The following is a 19,330-nucleotide window of genomic DNA, read 5'->3' on the forward strand; positions in this document are numbered from 1 at the left end:
CGCGGGGGAGGGAATTCAATGAGAACCGTAAAGGTAGGGATCATCGGCTGCGGAATGATTGCGGGCGGCAAACATATGCCGTGTTTGTCCAAGTTAGACAATGTACAGATGGTGGCCTTCTGCGATTTGAAGCCGGAAAGAGCCGAGGAAGCGGCACAAAAATACGGCACACCGGGCGCAAAGGTGTTTACAAATTACAAGGAACTGCTTGCGATAGAAGATATTGAAGTCGTACATGTGCTTACACCGAACAGCTCTCATGCGATGATTTCCATTGATGCTCTCGAAAGCGGCAAACATGTCATGTGCGAAAAACCAATGGCGGTCACAGGTGTGGATGCCAAAGCGATGTACGAAGCCCACTTGCGAACAGGTAAGAAGCTAACTGTCGGATACCAGAATCGTTCCAACGCTAGAAGCCAACTGTTAAAGAAGATGATTGCCGATGGGGAACTTGGAGATATCTATTTTGCAAAAGCTGTCGCTACCCGAAGAAGAGGCGTACCTACATGGGGCGTGTTTTTGGATAAAGAGAAACAGGGGGGCGGTCCTATGATCGATATTGGAACCCATTCCCTTGATCTGATCCTATGGCTGATGGATAACTATGAACCGGAGAGTGTCGTCGGCAGCGTCTTCCATAAACTGAAATATACCGAAAATGCCGCGAACGAATGGGGAGCCTGGGATCCTAACGAATTCGAGGTCGAAGATTCGGCGTTCGGGTATGTGAAATTTAAAAATGGAGCTACGGTCATCATTGAAACCAGTTGGGCCCTTAACATAGCGGAAGGCGGCGGCAACCTGCTTTGCGGAACGAAGGGAGGAGCAGATTTTACTAAAAATGAACTGCGGATCAATGGCGAGAGGAACGGGAGCTTGTTCCTGAATCATATCGATGTGAACCCGAATGCAAGGGAACGATTCAGAGGAGAAGAAATGTCCGATTTCGAGTATGAAGCCAAACAATGGATTCACAGTATCGTGAACGATACAGAACCCTTGGTTAAACCGAAGGAAGCTATGATTGTTTCACAAATACTAGAAGCGGTGTATATATCCGCAGATACAGGAAAAACCGTTTATTTTGATAAGGAATAAGGACGTGATACGGGAGAGCTTTATAAAACACATTGATGACATGCATCTTATCACTGGCACTGATTATGGGCGATGGCTATTGAAGAAGTAGTTACACTTGACTAACGGGGAACATTAATTGATAAAGTATTTACTAGAAGCCAACAATATATTTGTTGGCTTCTTCTGTTGTTTCCTGACGATACAGTGTAATAAGAGCTATGAGAACATCAGCCGAATTGAAACTAAAAATAATGACAATAATAGCTATAGATAAACATATAAAGGATGATAATATGATTTATATCTATAATGACTATGGTGGGACACATACAACAGCTCTTGCAGCTGCTTATCATTTAAGAGAAATTACCCAATCAGGACGAAAACTAACTAAAGAAGAAATATTAAATGTTAACTATTTCAATAAATTAACTAAAGAGGATTCGGGAAAAATCATTTTTCATGGGATAGACGAAAATGGAGATTCAGTATATACAATTGGACGAAAATCCTCCAAACTTGTTGTTCCGGCATTAAATGACTTAAGCTTGTTACTACAAAGCAAACATCATTTTCATGAAAAAATAATATTCTCTAATACGTCACCGACTGTACCGTTTGTCATGTCAATTGGAGGTTTCTTATCAAGAGGACTAAAAATCGATTTCATAGGTGTTCCGTTATTAATTATGGGTGCTAAACAATGCTGTGATAATATTTTTCAGTTGGTTGAAAATACGAAACGAACCGGGAAGTCCTCTAATGAAAAAAAAGTTATTATTTTAGAAAATGAAGCATTTAAATAATAAGACCGGTACATAGCCAATGGAGATGAAATGGATATTTTAATTTTGAGTAAATTGAGAAACCTTTTTGAGTGGAGTTACGTCTATGATGGCAAGATAAACCAACAAACCACTTCAAGAGGTGACATTTATGAAAAAACCTTCCAAAGTCATTACCCTGTCCGCAGCCGTTGCCCTGGCACTCAGCTTGGCCGGACAAGACTTCGCTTCTGCGGCCGCTTTTAAAGATCTGAATAACGTGCAAGATAAAGACAAAATCATTGCCCTGCATGACAGCGGCCTGATCAAGGGAATTACCGCAGAACTGTTTGCTCCGAATAAGACCGTCACACAGGCCGAGAGCATACAGTTTTTCGTCAACGCGCTGGGACTGAATTTGGACTTTGTCCGTTTCGTTAAAGAGCCCCAGGCTTCCGATTATTACAAGCATGCTAAAGATTCCGCTTGGTACGCAAATGCTTTCATTGTCGCCGCAGTCAACGGACTAGACCTGCCTGGAGATCTGAATCCGAATGAAAAGATGACGCGCGAAGCCTTTACGCATCAGCTCGTTCATACGATCGAAATTACCGGTAAGCTGCCTATGATACATCCGGTTGTCAAGGAATTCAAAGACCAGGATCAAGTCAATGTCGATTATTCCGGATCGATCCAACGCGCCTTGAACTACGGCGTCATAGAGCTGGATAAAGACGGGAAGTTTCATCCGAAGAAAGAAATCACACGTGCGGAAGCGGCCATCGAAATTAGCAATGCACTTCATTATTTGAAAGCTCACCAAGCGCCGCAGGGGAATGAGAGCTTCGTTCTCACGGCAGAACAAGCCGCGCAATTGATCAAAGGGGCGTCTGGAGACAAACTGCAGATCAAGATCGATCCGCAAGCCGTTGTGTCCCGCGAGTCATTTACGTACCTGCTGATCCACACCCTTCAAGCGGGAGGCAAGCTGCCGATGTTGAAGCTAATCCCGAGAGAGATCAAGGACAACGATAAAATCGATATCCAATATCAAGGCGCGATTCAAACGGCACTTGCTCTCAAGATCGTGGAACTGGACTCAGAAGGCAACTTCAATCCGAAGAACGGAGTTACCCTTACAGACGCGACGGCAATGGTCGATCGGGTGCAAGAGATCGATAAGTAAGAGATCCAGGTAACGAGTAGAAGGATAGTCATAAAATAAATCAATTTGTTATTAAAGGTTACCTAAAACTATTCTTCCATGGGTATTATTTGAGCTTTTAAAAGAAAAGTGAGGATTATATTAGAGTTGTTTCTAATATAGTCCTCACTTTATTTATGCTATTTCCTTATGTCTTAATGGTTATTCAACAAATAGTACTAGTAAACAATCTCTTTTGTATTATTATAGAGGGTGTCCAAGCAGCCATTTAAGGCTTATGGTAAGCCCTCCTTTTTCAAGCAAAATAATGCCCTTTTTCGAGATCGGCGATCAATCCGGGCTGGATCGGTTTCCAGCCCAGAAGTTCCCGTGTTGCCAAACTCGCTTGCGTAGTATTGTACAAGCTTGTGATGTCTAATGCCGAAATAGGGCCAAGAAAGCCGAAATGAGAGGTTGCTTCTTCAGGTGTTATGCTGACTGCTGGCACTTTCAATTGCCGTCCGATAACAGCGGCAATCTCGCGGAGCGGAATGCCTTCATCGCCGGCACCAAGCAGCCGTGAGCCCGCCGGGGCGGATTCCAGCGCCAGACGGTACAGAACCGCCGCATCCAGGCGGTGAACTGCTGGCCAACGGTTCGTTCCGTCGCCGATGTAGGCGGCGAAGTCCCTCGCCCGTGCAATGTTGATCATCATTGGCACAAAGCCCTTATCGCCTTCGCCGTGCACGGACGGTGCAAGCGAGACGATCGATGACCGGATACCCCGCTCTGCCATTGCGAGCACTGCTTGATCCACGGTATGTCCATTAGCGTGAGCCGTGGTAATGAACGGCTTCCCGGAGCCTTCAAGCGCCGCTCCCATGGCTTCAACGGCTCTCAAATCCAGAGCTAACGCACCTTCAAAGTCGGAAAAATCGTTGGTGAACGCCAGATGAATAACGCCGTCCGCAGCAGCGGCGGAACTGCCCAGCGTATCGAGATCGTCCAGCGTGCCGTACAGCACTTCGGCTCCCGTCGCCTTTAATCCCGCGGCTTTCTCTTCAGAACGGCAAAGACCCGACACTGTATGACCCGAGTCGATCAGTTCCCGGACGACCGCGGAACCAACATACCCTGTTGCTCCTGTAACAAAAACATGCATAATGAGATCCTCCTTCATGAGTTGACTGCTTGAACATGTTTAGCATAAACTATGAAGTGAACTCTATGGCAAGCGGTCCAAAGGTGAAATAATCATGAAAATTCAGGAACTGGCGGACAAGATGGGATTAACGATCCATACGATCCGCTTTTATGAAAAGGAAGGCTTGCTGGATGATCGGCATGTCCGGCGAGAAAGCAATAATTACCGTAACTATTCGGAAGAGGCTATCGAGCGGTTGAAGCTCATCAAAAAGTTCCAGTCCATCGGCTGTTCGCTGGCTGAACTGAAGGCAGTTCTGCAGGACTACGACACCAATGCGCACACAAACCTGCAGATTATAGATTGGATTCGTGGCAAGAAAAAGGAGATCGAAAGCAAGAAGGAAGAATACGACCAAATGCTGGACACCCTTAACAAGATGCTGGAGTATAAGACTCTACTCATGGAGGATCCACAAAAAGCTCAAGAGATGCTAAAGGCTTGGCATGCCGGCTCATCCGAATGAGCTGGTTTGTAGCTTCCATTAGTCCATGCGGAACAATTGAAACAGGAATACATACATCGTACTTCTCTTCTATCCATCCAAAGTTCCTATTACATCCTCTTAAGCGCCGTACAAAATCGTTTATTTGGCTAACCTATCTCATCGGCGATAGTTGTCCACTGACACAAATCTGCCTACATATCTTAGTCCAGAAAAGCTTGTAAAACCAGGCTTTTCTTTTTTTATATAGGAACATTTGTGTCAAAGAAAAATACATAAGTGATCCCACATAATTGGCGTTTTTCACTCCATTCTGTTCATATTCAACATTTCGTGTTGCTGTTAACTTATTAAATAAAAAGGTTCGATTTAAGGTTGTGATGGTCTTCCTGTTCTCGTCACCATTTCTAGATCCAACAAGACGATTGATTTAATGAAAACCGAATATCCATATCTGCGAAATCCCGAAACCTCATGGTTGAGTTCGGTTTTAGGGATCCCTACCGTAATCGTTTTTTGGTAGGCGGATGTCATAGGAACACTAGTGGATCCAATTTCATAAATTATCTAGTCGAGAAGGGGGGATGGGCTTGTATGCCGGTCGGAACCAGATCTAAACATTCTCGTATAACGATTGTCCCAAGCAAGGACAGTGAAATGAATGATACGGAGGGTATAAAATGAACGATTTCCAGAAGGATCTGCAAAACTTGAATGTCGGCCAGTTCAATCCGACGGGGATGACGCCTATGTCGGGGCAAAATCAGAACGGTCCGGGGGATCCCCGCTTATGTGCTGGTATTTGCTTTTTTTGCGCCGGTTTTTGTGGCGGTTTTTGTTCATGCAGCAACTGTTTCCGCTGCAGTAGCTGCTTCAACTGCGCCCGCTGCAGTAGCTGCGCACGTTGCGGAAGCTGCGCTCGCTGCCGTTGAGTACCGAAAAGCTCGCTTGACGATCCGCAATACGGTATGCCCCTGCAGATGTCTCGTCTTGCTGGGGCTGTTCCTATTTTAGTTTTAGGCATGACGGACAAAACGCTCTACATAACTTAAAAATGAGGGAAAACCGAAGGTGCGTACAATGCGGTTTTGCCTCTGGCAAAACCTTAAGGAGGAATAAAAACTTGAACCCTTCTATGCGTCTGAAAGTGAAAGGGGATACGTTCTTTCTCCCCGATTCGAATGGAGGCGTCTATTTTCGCAACAATACGGGTTCGTTCCGAATGGAAGGCGACATGGTCGATCTGTGGATCGAAAAATTGATGCCCATGTGGAGTGGGGATTATTCCATGGCGGATCTGACGGACGGCCTGCCGGAACCGCACAGGGTACGGGTTTATGAAATCGCGGAAGTACTGCTGGGTAACGGCTTTGTCCGGGATACCAGTCAAGACCGCCCGCACGCCCTCCCAGAAGCTGTCGAACGGAAATATGCCGCACAAATCGAATTTCTGGACAGCTTTGGCGGTTCGGGCGCTCACTGCTTTCAAGTCTATCGCCAGGCTAATCCGATTGCGGTCGGTTCCGGTCCGATATTTGTCTCGCTCGTTGCGGCTTTGTTGGAATCTGGATTGCCCCGGTTTCGTATGCTCATTACGAACCGGGCGACCACGGATCGCCAGCGGATCTCCGAGCTGACGGCGACCGCGCGTCTATCGGATCTCGATATCGAGGTCGAGGAGATCTTTCCGTCGAATGACGGTTTCCTCGATTGGTCTGAGGTTGTGCGGCTGGCGGATTCCGTTCTCTACGTCGCTCAGAATGACGATCCCGGAGAGCTTAGAGCGCTGCATGCTGCCTGCAGGGACGCGAAGAAGCTGCTGCTGCCTGCCATCTACTTGGGACAGGTGGGCATAGCAGGGCCGCTGGTGCACCCGGATTCGGACGTCTGCTTCGAATCCGCATGGCGCAGGATTCACCGAACCGCCCTTGGTGATGTGGATAAACCGACCACCTTCTCAACTACGTCGGAAGCTATGCTCGCGAATGTGGTCGTATTCGAATGGCTTAAGACCTTTTCGGAGACGACGGCTTCGGAATTGAACGGAAAGCTGTTCCTGCTGAATTCGGAGACATTAGAAGGAGAGTGGCATCCGTTACTTCCCCATCCGCTGGTCAGGGGTCTTCGTCCGGCGGAGCCTACGGATCTATTCGACCTTCCAATCGATCAGCGTACAGAGGGGCAGGAGGCAGACCGTCTCCTCTCCTATTTCAATCGCTTGACTTCGGCAGAGACCGGCATTCTTCACTGTTGGGAGGAAGGGGACTCGAAGCAGCTTCCGCTCTCGCAGTGTCGCGTCCAGGCAGTCGACCCGCTATCGGAAGGCCCCGCCGAGCTGCTGCCGCAAATCGTCTGTTCGGGAATGACACACCATGAAGCAAGGAAGGAAGCGGGCTTGGCCGGCATCGAGGCATACGTGTCGCGACTGGCCGGGGTTCTGAAGGCGGCCAGACCTGCGCAGCCGGATTCTGCCAGCTCGCTCGAGTCGCAGCCACATGAATATGTAGGGATCGGTGCAGGAGAGACGGTAGCGGAAGCGGTCTTCCGCGGACTGCGGAAATATCTGTTCGAGGAGCTGAAAAGTCGTTCCGAATCCAGCCTGCCCTCCGTTTATCAAATCAATCTAAGCAAGGTTGAGGACGATTTTTGCCTCTATTGCTTGCGCGTATTGACTACGATGCGGGACGCCCCTGTAATCGGACTAGGGCAAGAAGCCTTGGGTTTCCCGGTCGTCTGGGTCGGTACGAACGGGTACTGGTACGGCGGAGTCGGAGTCAACCGCACGATGGCGCTGCGAGAAGCGCTCCGACAGGCGCTGATGAAAATCCAAAACGATGCTGCGGACATCCAAGGCCAAATCCTGGAGCGTTCTTCGGTCAAAATGGAAGATGCCTTGACGCAGAGCTTGACGATTCCCAGCTTTGATGAGTCTGAATATGGCATGACGCTGCAGTCCGTCCGGGAGATCCTGCAATCGAACCGTAAGCGGATCGTGGTTGTTGATTTGTCGACAGAACCGTTTATGCAAGAAGAGCTGGCAGGCGTGTTTGGCGTGTCGCTGCGAGAGGAGGAGACGCTTTGAGCGCGATCGTGACGGTCATCGGGGAAGGACAGCTCGCGGATATGGTAAGCAAGTTATTGTCTGCGGATGACCGCTATCGGCTGATCCGGCAGAAGAGCATTGAATCTGGAGAGGCGGCAATAGGAGACTTGGCGCTCGTATTGAACGATGCTTGGGATCCTTCCGTTCATCTTGCGGCGGAGGAACGGTTCCGTCAGTCGGGAACGCCCTGGCTGCGCGGCTTTGTTGCATTTGGAGAGGGGATTGTCGGTCCGTTGGTTCGTCCGGAGGGGCTAGGATGCTCGCAATGCGCGGATACCCGGCTCCTGCTGGCGGGAAGTGACCGCAGGGAATCGTGGGACCTACAGCAGATGCTGGCATCGCATGGGGGGATCGCCCGGGACACTTGGGCGTCTCGAACGGGGATATTGCAGGTAGCGCGCCTTGTTGCGGCAGAAGGCGTTAAGATGCTGGAGGGCGGAAAGCCGGAGACGGAAAGCCGGATATACCTGATCAATCTGCGTACGATGAAAAGCTCGTTGCACTTCTTCCTGCCCGATCCGCTATGTCCGATCTGCGGCCGATTGCCTGAAGACGATGCGGAGACGGCTCGCGTTGCGCTGCAGCCAAGCCTGAAAATCAGCACCGAAACGTATCGCAGCCGTTCGATGGATGAGCTAAAGGGTGTTTTGGCCAAAGAATATCTGGATGCCAGGACCGGTTTTCTGAATGGAAAAATGGTTGACCTTGTGTCTCCTTTTGCCGATGCGAGCATAAATTTGCCCTTGTTTGGCGGAGATGAGGCATGCGCAGGTCGGACCCACTCCTATGCGGATAGCGAGATGACGGCCATCCTGGAGGGACTGGAGCGTTATTGCGGTCTGTCGCCCCGCGGCAAACGATCCGTCGTTCATGCCAGTTTCAGCAATGTGCAGGACCAAGCCCTCGATCCTCTCCGCGTAGGCGTCCATGCGAAGGAACAGTATGAACGTGCAGACTTCCCGTTCAAGCCATTCGATCCCGAGCGGCCAATCGATTGGGTATGGGGTTATTCGTTCCTGGAGCAGCGTCCGATTCTCGTACCGGAGCTGCTGGCTTATTACAGTTCGGGCTGCGGTCACGGATTTGTCTATGAAACGTCCAATGGCTGCGCGCTGGGCGGCAGTCTAGAGGAAGCGATCTTCTACGGGATGCTGGAAGTGGTGGAGCGCGACTCCTTCCTCATGACCTGGTATGCGCGACTGCCCCTGCCGCGACTAGACCATCGTTCGGTCCAGGACCGGGAATTGAGATGGATGACGGATCGTTTGGAGGCCGTGGCGGGCTATGACGTGCATTTGTATAAATCGACAATGGAGCACGGCATACCGAGCGTGTGGGCGCTCGCGAAAAACAAGAAAGAGCGGGGCGTGAACCTCATCTGCGCAGCGGGCGCCCATCCGGATCCGATCCGCGCGGCAAAAAGCGCGATCCACGAAGTGGCGGGCATGCTGCTCACCGTCAGCGAGAAATTCGAGGAAAACCGTCAGCAGTATAAACGGATGCTTCTCGATCCGTACCAGGTCGTTCAGATGGAGGACCACTCCATGCTGTACGGGTTGAAACAGGCGGAGGAACGGCTCGATTTTCTGCTGAATAACGATCGTCCGATGCAAACGTTCGCCGAAGCGTTTAAACCAAGGGGCTGGAACGCCGATCTGACCGATGATCTGAAGGCCATGCTGCATGTTTTTCGCCAATTGAATCTTGAAGTAATCGTGGTTGACCAGACGACTCCGGAGACGCGTCGCAACGGACTGCATTGCGTGAAAGTGCTCATTCCCGGCATGCTGCCGATGACGTTCGGGCAGCATCTCATCCGTTTGACGGGACTGGATAGAGTGCTCAGGGTCCCTGCGGAGCTATCTTATTCGCTGGAGCCCTTATCGCCCGAGCAGCTTAATCAGTATCCGCACCCGTTCCCATAAATACGGCTATGAGGCGGCGGGGTTGGAAGACAAGGAGGAAAGCGATGAGTCATATGAATTTGGACGTTTTTCTTCACCGATTGCAATATGATCCGGATAAGGTCAAGCCCTTGGATTGGGAGACGGACTGGGATGACGCGCCGCTTCCTTACAAGCTTTATCGCGGCTTGCCAATGATTCCGCTATCCAGGGAAGTGCCAGCAACGCTCGAAGGCAGGGATACGACTGGTGTGCCTACCCTTCGCGATATCGGTCATTTCCTTTACTATGTATTCGGGCTTACGCAATTGACCCAATCCGTCATGGAGCGGGATACATCGGAAGAATCGGGAGGCGTCTTGCAGATGTGCCGGCGCTTCGTTCCTTCCGGAGGAGGGCTATATCCGAGCGAATTGTATCTCTATCTGAAGCTTGGTGAATTGCCTGCCGGCGTATACCATTACGATGCGGCGCATCACCGGTTGGTGTTGCTGCGCGAAGGGAATTTCGACGATTATTTAGCCAGGTCGCTCGGGAATCGCCACGACGCTAACGGTTGCTTCGGAGCCGCGATCGTATCTACGGTTTACTGGAAAAATTTTTACAAATACAATAATTTTGCCTATCGGCTGCAGGGACTAGATGCTGGCATTTTGATCGGACAGCTGCTCGAAATCGCGAAACGATTCGGATTTTCGTCTAGTGTACATTTTCAATTTCTCGACCAAGCCGTCAATCATCTGCTCGGACTATCGGAACAAGAGGAGAGCGTGTATGCGGTTATCCCGTTATCGACAGAGCCGGCGGTTCGGTGGATGGAAAGCGGGAAAGAGGATGAGGACACTGTTTCTGCCTCCGAGCTGTGCCGGGAGTTGTCGCCAGTCATTCATGATCACTATGTCAGATCGCGGAGGATCGCAGATTATCCGATGCTGCTTCGGATGAGCTATGCGTCCCGACTGGATTCGACACAATTGTTTCGACAGATCCGGAAGGATGATCAAGCAATCCCGAATCAAACGCTCGCACTGCCTCTGCCGCCGGTAGACCGCTTGTCCTATGATTTGGCGACGGTTTGCCGCAACCGGTTCTCGCCCGAGACGGAATTTATCTGGAAGCCGATCGGTCTCTCCCGACTTGCAGCTCTGCTTCGGGAAGCGACGGCTTCCTTCTCGTATCGCAATGACCTGGATGGACCACAGGAGCGGCCGGAACCCCGTGTATTCCTTTATGGCTGCTTCTACGGGGTCGAAAACGTTCCGGATGGCGCTTATTGGTATGATGGCACCGCGCATGCGCTGCAGTCGGTTTGTCTTGGAGATCACCGACAGCGGATGCAGGAGGGAATGTCGCTTCCCAATATCAATTTGTTTCAAGTGCCGCTCAGCTTTCATGTGGCAGGGAAGAGGAGTTTCTTTCAATCGCAGCTCGGCAAGCGGGGATACCGCATACAGCAAATGGAGGCCGGAATGCTCGTGCACCGATTATTGCTGGCAGCATCCGCCCTCGGGATGGGAGGACGTCCGCTACTCGGGTTTGACGCCAATTCCAGCGATGCGCTATATCGGACGGATTCTCGGGATGAAACCGGGCTGATTTTTATACCGGTCGGTCCCTATCGTCAACGATTGCGGTTGGCGGGTAGTTTGAGCCGTTAAAATAAAAAAATCATCGCTGACGACATTGACGCGAACGGTCATATCGTTAGCGATGAAAACCCGCTCTTTAAACGGGCTTCTCTTACCAGAGCCGGAAATTGTAAAACATCGCCCGCCTGCAGCTTATATTGTCTATCTTCCATTAGAATCTCCGCGCTGCCCGTCACAATCAACACGATTTCTTGCCTTTCGAGATGCTGGTGATTGGCTGCTGGATGATCAGGAAGCCATGAAGGCATTACATGGGAATAACAAAAAAACGGCATATTTGCCGTTTTTTTTGTTGGCATAATTATGTTCTGCAAAATATCAGCAGCCAGCCATATATTCATATTCCTTCACAATACCCGGTTTTGCTCTCTTTGAATAGGTCGTTAAAGGAAGAGACGTAGGCTATATAAGGTACATCCGGAACCAATAGTCCAAACTTATGAATGCAAAAATATTGCTTGTGAAGGAGAGAACTTTCCTGAGATTTGACTATGTTGAAAAGCTTTTTTAATTTAAATCATTACCCATGTTTTGTTTTAACAAAAAGAAATAATTCAATAGGAATTGTAATGAAGAAGAAAATGACTTAATATAAACGATGATAATGATAATCATTATCATACTTATCATACTTTGATTACTTCATCATTAGGAGGTGAATTCTTGAATACGAAGGAAGGGACAACAAGAAGAATAGGAATCAGCTATTATACGGTGATATTGTTATTGATTATTCTGATCGCGATATCCGCTGTCTTTTCCGTATCGATTGGACAGGTACATATTCCTTTCCGGCAGGCGATGGAGATTATGATACATGCTTTGACCCATGGCAAGTGGGGATCGATGAGCCATGTCGAAAGCGACTCATTTGTAAACATCATTTTACAAGTCAGAATGCCGCGTGTCATATTTGCCCTTTTGATCGGCATGGGACTTTCCTTATGCGGTACGATTATGCAGGCTGTTGTGCAAAATCCCCTCGCCGATCCGTACATCCTGGGGATTTCCTCCGGAGCGTCCCTGGGGGCAACCTTTGCGATCCTGGTCGGATTCGGCAGCGGCGCGCTGCTGTCCCAGTTCGGCGTCGCCTTCGGCGCCTTTGCCGGGGCTATGGTCACATCAATTGCCGTGCTGGTGTTATCCAGCATCGGAGGCAAAGCGACATCTGTAAAGCTTGTATTATCGGGCGTCGTTATCGGGGCTTTATGCAGTTCTTTTTCCAGCCTGGTCATTTATTTCGCCAACAACGCGGAAGGCATCAAGACCGTCACGTTCTGGTCCATGGGAAGCCTTGCTTCCTCCAGTTGGGATAAAACGCCGATCATGGCGGTGGTCGTTTTGCTAGGCTGCGCATTATTTCTTTTCCAGCACCGGGTGCTGAATACAATGCTGCTCGGCGACGAGTCTGCGATCACGCTCGGCATTAACTTAAGTGCCTACCGCAAATTATATATGATCGCAGCGGCGCTTATTACAGGCACGATGGTCGCTTATGCAGGGATGATCGGTTTTGTCGGATTGATCATTCCTCATATCGGACGGGGGATTTTTGGTGCGGATCATAAGCAGTTGACAGCCGGAACGCTGCTGCTCGGCGGATTGTTCCTGATATGGTCGGATATTTTATCCAGAACGCTCATTCATAATGTGGAACTTCCCATCGGGATCATTACGTCAGTGATCGGCTCACCGCTGTTTATCTACATGATCGTGAAAAAAGGCTACAATTTCGGAGGATGAGACATGGAATTGACCGCAAAGGAAATGGAATTCAGGATCGGCAAAAAAAATATCGTGAAGAATGCTTCGATTCAGGTCAAAAACCGGCAATTCGTAGGTTTGATCGGACCGAATGGATGCGGCAAATCCACGCTGCTGAAAAGCATATACAAGAGCCTGATTCCACTGAAAGGGTCTGTTTATTTAGGCGACCTGGATGTGCTGAAAACTTCCGAAAAGAAAGTTTCGCAGCGGCTTGGCGTCGTGGGTCAGTTCAATGAAATGAATTTTGATTTAACGGTATTGCAGATGGTCATGCTTGGCAGAACGCCGCACAAGAAACTGCTGGAATCCGACAAAGTGGAAGACGTAGCGATTGTGGAGGAAGCGCTGGCAAGAACGAATTTGCTTGATTATAAGGAGCGCAGTTATTTGTCGCTGTCCGGGGGAGAAAAACAGAGGGTCATTTTGGCGAGAACGATCGCGCAGCAGCCGAAATTCATGATTTTGGATGAACCGACGAATCATCTCGACATTCGCTATCAGCTCGAAATTTTATCCTGCGTGAAGGGATTAAACATCGGGGTACTGGCCGCTCTTCACGATTTGGAAATGGCCGCGCATTATTGCGATTATCTCTATGCCATGAAGCATGGTGAGGTATATGCGCATGGCACGCCTGAAGAGGTGCTGACGCCGGAGAACATTGAGGAGCTGTATCAGATCAAGTGTCGTACATATGTAAATCCGGTAACGAACGGATTGGGATTTGCTTACGGTCTATAAAAAGAGGAGGAAGAAAATTGAAAAAGCATCTGTTGCTCGCTGCCGGGATTGCGGCCATGCTGGCGCTTTCCGCTTGCGGAAATGCGGAGAAAACCAATGAACCGGAGGCCCAGGCTGCCAGTCATTATCCGATAACAATTGAAAATTTTTCGAAGGCTGAAGGGGGAACGACTTGGGAGAAGAAGGAGCAGGAATTTGCTAAAGCTCCTGAACGCATCATGGCCAATACCAGACCTGCGGCAGAAATGCTGCTCCATTTGGGGTTAGGCGACAAAATCGTCGGAGTCGGAGCAAATTTCGGAGCACCTGATCCAGCGGTAGAAACAGAATATAACAAACTGAATATCCTTAGCGACGAGTATGTCGGGAAGGAAGTGACGCTGGGTACGAATCCGGACCTCGTATACGGACGAGGCGGCTTGTTCGATAACGCCGATTGGGGAGTAGGCACGGTGGACACCTTGAACGGCATGGGAATCAAAACCTATGTCTTGGAATCGTCAGTGACCGGAGGGAACTATGACTCGATTTACAAGGATATTAAAAATGTTGGCCAAATATTCAACGTGCAAGATAAGGCTGAGTCGTTCATACAAGAACTAAAAGGAAAACAGGAAGGCATTGCAACTAAATTAGCGGGTATACAAGCCGAGAAAACATTCGCCTATCTGCATATGAGCGATCCCAAGGAAGTGAGCGTATACGCGGCCCAAAAAGAGACGTTTTTCAACGATGCGTTCAAAATGGTCAAATTGGACAACGTCTTTAAAAATGAACCGGGCGAGGTCAGCGTTGAAATGCTGATTCAGGCAGACCCGGACGTACTCATCATTCCGGACTGGATTACGACTGGCGGGACGAGCCAAGATAAACTCAAAGAGGCCCTTTACGCAAATCCCAAATTGTCCAGCATGAAGGCGATCAAAAACAAGCAAATCTATGCGGTAGACTACAATTATTTGTTTAGTTATGGCTACAGTACGATCGACGGGATGGAAAAGCTCGCCAAAGAAATGTATCCCGACCTGTTTAAATAGCTTCATAACATAGCCTTTTAGAGCACTTCTCCAATCTCTAATAAAAAGGTGAAGGCAGCCGGGTTTGTATCGGCTGCCTTTTCTCAACTAACGGGCAATTCAGTTCCAATATATGGTATGTTAGGATTAGGATTTGAACAAGGGGGGGGGACAATGTTGAGTGAAATAAAGCATCCAATTAAGAGTCCTAAAAGGATTAGAACCATTATAGGAATGATTGCTATTATATTGAGTCAATCTATTCTTGTATTTAGATCATGGGATATGGGAAATGTATTCTACTTTTCGTTAACGGCGATTCTTTTATGTTTAGTTGTACTGTTACTCGCATTGTACAGAACATTTTTCAAGAAACCAACCGAGTTATGCCTATCCAATGAGCAAATCATATTAAATGGGCATATGATTAATTCGAGCGATATTAAAGTGATAATGACTATGGGGTACTTTAAACCTGTTATCGGGATATTACCTTACAGGAGGAGAATCGTCCCAATGGATATGACATTTAGGTATTTAAAGGATGATGATAGAGGTGCCTCGGATTTAACGAATTGGGCAAAAATGAACAATGTAAAGATGGTTAATAAATCGTTTCTAACGTGGATATAAGTACATTCCCCAGCACTATTCGGTACGATAGTTTTCTTATTCAGATGATGGGCTTAACTAGGATGACATACTTGTTCGTTACGCTAACGGGCAGGATAGCATAATCCAAAAATACATTCTCTTAATGGTGGATAGTATCAAAACAGCATATCTCCTGATGAGGGAGACATGCTGTTTTTAGTATGCTTTATTGCGTAATGAATTCAGAACGTCCTTAACTTCAGGCCTGTTCCTGTTTAGGCGTTTTGATCAGGAGGGCCAAAACGGTAATGATCGCTGTGAAGACAAAGAGCATGTTAAACCCGTTTTGTATGCCAAAAGCATCGGATACCTGGCCGATCAATAGTCCAACGACTGCGCCGCCCAGACCGGATGCGACATAGATGACGCCTTGCAGGGAGCCTGTCTGCTTCGTTAACTTGGAAGCAATACCCTGCGCGGTTGGGAACAATACCGACATGGCAAGTCCGAAAAGCATCATCAGGTAGCTGGTATTGGTGACCAGAATACGTCCCAGGATCAATGACAGCAGGGCAAACAGCGAGAACGTGACCAATGTACGGCGGTCACCAAGCTTGAGGATGATGAAGCCTCCAAGAAAGCGGCCGATCGTAAAGAGAAACGCGAAGCTGGCAATAATATAAGCTGCCGTTGATGCTTTTTGATCAGCAGACATTCCTGCAATGTTGAGTGAAGTGTAGAAGATCGGGAAGAAATTCAGGAACCCGGCTTCGGCCGCCACATAGAACAAAATATATAGAATGACGAAGAGAATCTGCCGGTCCTTGAACAGCTGCAGCACCGATTTGAGCGTTACGCGATCTTGCCCGTCCGCTGCAGCGGCTTGTCCTGGTTTAAAGGACTGAAGGACGATGAAAACAATCGCAATGATAACCGCCACACCGAAGTAAAAATAGCGCCAGCTGATATGGTTGGAGAAGATGAGATTAAGAATTAGTGGCGTCACAATCATCCCGACCCCGAACAACGCATTCGCCAAATTAAAAACGACGGCTGATTTTTCCTTAAAAAAGGTTGGAATTAATGTAGCGACAGAAACAGTCATCGAACCGATACCTACACCTACGACTAAATAAAATCCGAGGAAGAAAGCCACGATGTAGGAAAACCCCGTCCCGATAAGTCCAATGATCATAACGATAGTGCCGATACCCATGACATATTTAATGCCTTTGCGGTCCGCGAGGATACCGGCAACAAGGCTGGCCAGCAGAAATCCAACCTGGAATACGGTTACCATTATACCGACTTGGCTGATATTCAAATTGATGTCATTTTGCACCTTTTCCAAAATCAGACCCTTGGTGTTTTGGATACCGCCCAGCAGGAACATGGTTGCAAAGATCAGAAAAAACAGGACCGGACGTTTTACTCTTTCCATGATGAATTCGTTCCCTTCTCCCTGTAGGATTGAATAGCTTCGAACAGTTCGTCTCCTGCCCAGCCATAGCAGTAATACAGAAGATCATCCGCCGCGCTGCTTTCTCCGGCCTGCACTGCCTCGATGAGATTCCCCGGCGAAATATTCCACATTTGTATGCCGCTGAATATACGCGTTCCCGGTGCGGACTTTTCACGGACCGTATTGTTCTGATCCGCAACAAACTGAATCGGGAAGCCATCTTTCTTAAAATCTTCGTAGGTTAATTCATACGGAAGGCGGAAGAAGAGCTTAAATGCCTGGAAAGCCCGTTCCTGTTCCTCCGGTGTGTCAGCCAAGTAATGAATCAAGCCCTGAACATCGGCACCGCCGCCAAGCTTGTGATACGGAAAATGCTTCAAGGCCGGAGACAGCTTGGTCAAGCTGGCATAATCCTGTCCAAGCATCCAGCCATAAGCAGGCGGCCACAGATCCAACCAGATATTAAAGCTGTCGTTTACTTTTCGCACACGCTGAATTAGACGCTCGACAAAGCCGGTGACGCTGCGCTGGCGAAATTTAATCCATGATTGAATGTGCTCGTTGCCTGCGGCAAAGCCGACAGCGATTTCAAACTGTTTGTCCATTAATTGCGCTGCCCAGGTTTCCAGTGCCTTTTTGACTTCATTAATATCGAGGTTTTGTTCAGCCATTTTCTGCTGGCAGTGCGGGCAGAAGCAGGTCAACAACCCTTTCGGATTGACTTCCTGTCCTCCCCAGTCTGGAAAGCGGATGCGGTCGATCATATAGGTGGTAAAGCCATACCGTTCGTACAGGCCGACAAAGGTTTTCTCCCAGAAATCAATGACATCCGGTGCATTCGGACACAGCCAGTGGTCAATGAAATTGCCGTATACATCGGTGACCAGGTTATTTTCGAGCGCATCCCCTTCGAAATGTCCGTTGAGTATATTCAGCCATGGAATCACTTCAAATTCTTCATCCTGCATTGCATGTTTAATCATCATAAGTGGATCGTGATCCGGGGTAACTGACGGCTCTCTGCGCTGATCGAGTCCGGATCCTTCGTATGCAGGCAGCACGGCATGCATGGTGCCCGTTCCGTGCACGACCTCATGAACGGGATTGCGCGGAAGCTTGCCGACCGGATTTGGATTTCGTTCAAAAATCGTATTGACCTCGGGAAAAACATACCGGATGTCCTTAAGCTTACGAATGTAAGCTATAATCTGGGGCATGCCCTCATCTACGATGTCATGCGGGTGTACTTGGATTCCTGTCATGCTTTCTCACGCTCCTAAGTTAGTAAAGTTGTTTGCCTTGCATATATTGCAAAGCCGGAAAGGCTTGGTAAAGACCTAATATCGCAATACCCTGCAATGCGGAACGGTGCTGTAAATTCGAAATTTCAATGGATACCTCCGTTACATCGGTTGTATGCAGACCAACCTTGGCCTGAAGCTGCTGCAAAGACAGCGATTTGGTGACTCCGCCCATAAGCAGTATTTTTTGAGGATTCAACAGGGCAATGATATTCATGATTCCAATAGCAAGCTGGTCCTCGAATTGCTCTATTAAATACCGCGCCTGCAGATTTCCTGCTTCGGCCATCATAAATATCTGTTCAGCGGTAACCGTCTTCTTAAAGAGTGAGGAAGCGGCAGCCTCCAGACCTGAGCCGGAACAAACAATTTCAAAATGTCCCTTGGAAGAAGGGGCATACAATTGTTGATGATGAAACATCATATATCCGATCTCGCCTGCGGCATTGCGCGCTCCGCGAACCACTTTCCCGTCAACCAGTACAGCGGAGCCAAGCCCGGTGCCGATACCGATCAATACGGCGGAACTCAGATCCTGCAGCGCTCCCGAATACATCTCACCGACGAGCGCAGCACGAACATCATTCTCCACGGTGACCGGAACATGAAACGTATCTTTGAAAAACTGGGCGAGTCCGATATTTTTCCACTCTGGGAGGTTAGGTGAACCCTCCAATACCACGCCTGTCAGCGGATCTACTACTCCGGGGGTGGCAATACTGATAAAGGCCAGCCTCTCCGGCGGTTGTCCCGATTGCTCAATGAATGAGCGTAAATCTGCTGCCATCTGATGTAGGAAATCCCCGCTGGTCTGATGGTGATATGTGGCAATCGTATCCTTCGCGATGCATTCACCTGCCAGATTAAACTGTCCAAAATGAATGGTGGTCCCACCCAAGTCGATGGCAACCCCGTATGCCGACTGTTTGGCGAAATGCAGCCTTGTTCCTCGTCGGCTTAAATCGTCATCTTCCTTCTCATCAAAAACAAGCTTTTCATCGATGAGTGTTTTGACGATATCAGATACCGTTGCTTTCGTAATCCCTGTTTGTTTGGCAATCTCCGTGCGGGAAAGGGGGCCACTGTCCTTGATGATATTCAGCACCATCTCTTTGTTCAGCTTGCGGATCGTGCTTGGTAAATGTGCCTCCAT

Annotated in this window: 16 protein-coding genes; 11 read left to right on the plus strand and 5 right to left on the minus strand. The window is 48.7% G+C overall.

Going from position 1 to position 19,330, the window contains the following annotated elements:
• Window positions 1–18 precede the first annotated feature (18 nt).
• The 3 genes from E6W40_RS11265 to E6W40_RS11275 all read left to right on the plus strand — a co-directional run bounded on the left by E6W40_RS11265 (window position 19) and on the right by E6W40_RS11275 (window position 3,033).
• Window positions 19–1,101: a Gfo/Idh/MocA family protein gene (locus E6W40_RS11265; protein ID WP_136605553.1), complete on the plus strand. Its 1,083-nt coding sequence runs from the start codon at window positions 19–21 to the stop codon at window positions 1,099–1,101.
• A 275-nt stretch (window positions 1,102–1,376) separates the two neighbouring features.
• Window positions 1,377–1,889, plus strand: coding sequence for a DUF3189 family protein (locus tag E6W40_RS11270; RefSeq protein WP_136606948.1), 513 nt, complete (start codon window positions 1,377–1,379; stop codon window positions 1,887–1,889).
• A 130-nt stretch (window positions 1,890–2,019) separates the two neighbouring features.
• A complete protein-coding gene (locus E6W40_RS11275) occupies window positions 2,020–3,033 on the plus strand; it encodes an S-layer homology domain-containing protein (RefSeq protein WP_136605554.1) in 1,014 nt (337 codons plus the stop codon).
• Window positions 3,034–3,307: 274 nt separating this feature from the next.
• Here E6W40_RS11275 and E6W40_RS11280 read toward each other — a convergent pair whose 3' ends face one another.
• A complete protein-coding gene (locus tag E6W40_RS11280) occupies window positions 3,308–4,153 on the minus strand; it encodes an SDR family oxidoreductase (protein ID WP_136605555.1) in 846 nt (281 codons plus the stop codon).
• Between the two features lie 94 nt (window positions 4,154–4,247).
• Between E6W40_RS11280 and E6W40_RS11285 the strand changes: the two genes are divergently transcribed.
• From E6W40_RS11285 to E6W40_RS11310, 5 genes are all read left to right on the plus strand, one after another.
• Window positions 4,248–4,661, plus strand: coding sequence for a MerR family transcriptional regulator (locus E6W40_RS11285; RefSeq protein WP_168928889.1), 414 nt, complete (start codon window positions 4,248–4,250; stop codon window positions 4,659–4,661).
• 659 nt (window positions 4,662–5,320) lie between these two features.
• Window positions 5,321–5,572 carry a heterocycloanthracin/sonorensin family bacteriocin gene (locus tag E6W40_RS30460; protein WP_136605557.1) on the plus strand — a complete coding sequence of 84 codons (252 nt, stop codon included), beginning with the start codon at window positions 5,321–5,323 and terminating at the stop codon, window positions 5,570–5,572.
• Window positions 5,573–5,763: 191 nt separating this feature from the next.
• Window positions 5,764–7,722, plus strand: coding sequence for a putative thiazole-containing bacteriocin maturation protein (locus E6W40_RS11300; protein ID WP_136605558.1), 1,959 nt, complete (start codon window positions 5,764–5,766; stop codon window positions 7,720–7,722).
• Window positions 7,719–9,668: a TOMM precursor leader peptide-binding protein gene (locus E6W40_RS11305; protein WP_136605559.1), complete on the plus strand. Its 1,950-nt coding sequence runs from the start codon at window positions 7,719–7,721 to the stop codon at window positions 9,666–9,668. The genes E6W40_RS11300 and E6W40_RS11305 overlap by 4 nt, the downstream gene beginning before the upstream one ends.
• Window positions 9,669–9,712: 44 nt before the next feature.
• Complete coding sequence (locus tag E6W40_RS11310; RefSeq protein WP_136605560.1) at window positions 9,713–11,305, plus strand: SagB family peptide dehydrogenase; 1,593 nt, start codon at window positions 9,713–9,715, stop codon at window positions 11,303–11,305.
• A 38-nt stretch (window positions 11,306–11,343) separates the two neighbouring features.
• Here E6W40_RS11310 and E6W40_RS11315 read toward each other — a convergent pair whose 3' ends face one another.
• A complete protein-coding gene (locus E6W40_RS11315) occupies window positions 11,344–11,637 on the minus strand; it encodes a cupin domain-containing protein (protein WP_136605561.1) in 294 nt (97 codons plus the stop codon).
• A 322-nt stretch (window positions 11,638–11,959) separates the two neighbouring features.
• Here E6W40_RS11315 and E6W40_RS11320 point away from each other — a divergent pair, with 322 nt between their 5' ends.
• From E6W40_RS11320 to E6W40_RS11330, 3 genes are read left to right on the plus strand one after another with little or no spacing between them, the layout of a single operon-like run.
• Entirely contained in the window at window positions 11,960–13,039 is a 1,080-nt protein-coding gene (locus tag E6W40_RS11320) for a FecCD family ABC transporter permease (RefSeq protein WP_136605562.1), read from the plus strand.
• Window positions 13,040–13,042: 3 nt separating this feature from the next.
• Window positions 13,043–13,804, plus strand: coding sequence for an ABC transporter ATP-binding protein (locus E6W40_RS11325; RefSeq protein ID WP_136605563.1), 762 nt, complete (start codon window positions 13,043–13,045; stop codon window positions 13,802–13,804).
• A gap of 17 nt (window positions 13,805–13,821) precedes the next feature.
• Window positions 13,822–14,841: an ABC transporter substrate-binding protein gene (locus E6W40_RS11330; RefSeq protein WP_136605564.1), complete on the plus strand. Its 1,020-nt coding sequence runs from the start codon at window positions 13,822–13,824 to the stop codon at window positions 14,839–14,841.
• 832 nt (window positions 14,842–15,673) lie between these two features.
• On the opposite strand, the gene E6W40_RS11335 is transcribed toward E6W40_RS11330, so the two are convergent.
• The 3 genes from E6W40_RS11335 to E6W40_RS11345 are packed head-to-tail and all read right to left on the minus strand — an operon-like array spanning window position 15,674 to window position 19,330.
• Entirely contained in the window at window positions 15,674–16,855 is a 1,182-nt protein-coding gene (locus E6W40_RS11335; RefSeq protein WP_136605565.1) for an MFS transporter, read from the minus strand.
• Window positions 16,843–18,138, minus strand: a complete 1,296-nt coding sequence (locus E6W40_RS11340) for a hypothetical protein (protein WP_136605566.1) — start codon at window positions 18,136–18,138, stop codon at window positions 16,843–16,845. The genes E6W40_RS11335 and E6W40_RS11340 overlap by 13 nt, the downstream gene beginning before the upstream one ends.
• A gap of 19 nt (window positions 18,139–18,157) precedes the next feature.
• A complete protein-coding gene (locus tag E6W40_RS11345; RefSeq protein ID WP_136605567.1) occupies window positions 18,158–19,330 on the minus strand; it encodes an ROK family transcriptional regulator in 1,173 nt (390 codons plus the stop codon).

The sequence above is a fragment of the Paenibacillus dokdonensis genome, from assembly GCF_004916975.1.
In the GTDB taxonomy this organism is placed as follows: Bacteria; Bacillota; Bacilli; order Paenibacillales; family Paenibacillaceae; genus Paenibacillus_AQ; species Paenibacillus_AQ dokdonensis.

Coding starts and splice junctions, on each gene's coding strand:
- E6W40_RS11265 (WP_136605553.1), top strand. CDS start 19: ATGAGAACCGTAAAGGTAGGGATCATCGGCTGCGGAATGATTGCGGGC.
- E6W40_RS11335 (WP_136605565.1), bottom strand. CDS start 16,855: ATGGAAAGAGTAAAACGTCCGGTCCTGTTTTTTCTGATCTTTGCAACC.
- E6W40_RS11315 (WP_136605561.1), bottom strand. CDS start 11,637: ATGAATATATGGCTGGCTGCTGATATTTTGCAGAACATAATTATGCCA.
- E6W40_RS30460 (WP_136605557.1), top strand. CDS start 5,321: ATGAACGATTTCCAGAAGGATCTGCAAAACTTGAATGTCGGCCAGTTC.
- E6W40_RS11275 (WP_136605554.1), top strand. CDS start 2,020: ATGAAAAAACCTTCCAAAGTCATTACCCTGTCCGCAGCCGTTGCCCTG.
- E6W40_RS11345 (WP_136605567.1), bottom strand. CDS start 19,330: ATGGAGGCACATTTACCAAGCACGATCCGCAAGCTGAACAAAGAGATG.
- E6W40_RS11310 (WP_136605560.1), top strand. CDS start 9,713: ATGAGTCATATGAATTTGGACGTTTTTCTTCACCGATTGCAATATGAT.
- E6W40_RS11280 (WP_136605555.1), bottom strand. CDS start 4,153: ATGCATGTTTTTGTTACAGGAGCAACAGGGTATGTTGGTTCCGCGGTC.
- E6W40_RS11325 (WP_136605563.1), top strand. CDS start 13,043: ATGGAATTGACCGCAAAGGAAATGGAATTCAGGATCGGCAAAAAAAAT.
- E6W40_RS11270 (WP_136606948.1), top strand. CDS start 1,377: ATGATTTATATCTATAATGACTATGGTGGGACACATACAACAGCTCTT.
- E6W40_RS11340 (WP_136605566.1), bottom strand. CDS start 18,138: ATGACAGGAATCCAAGTACACCCGCATGACATCGTAGATGAGGGCATG.
- E6W40_RS11285 (WP_168928889.1), top strand. CDS start 4,248: ATGAAAATTCAGGAACTGGCGGACAAGATGGGATTAACGATCCATACG.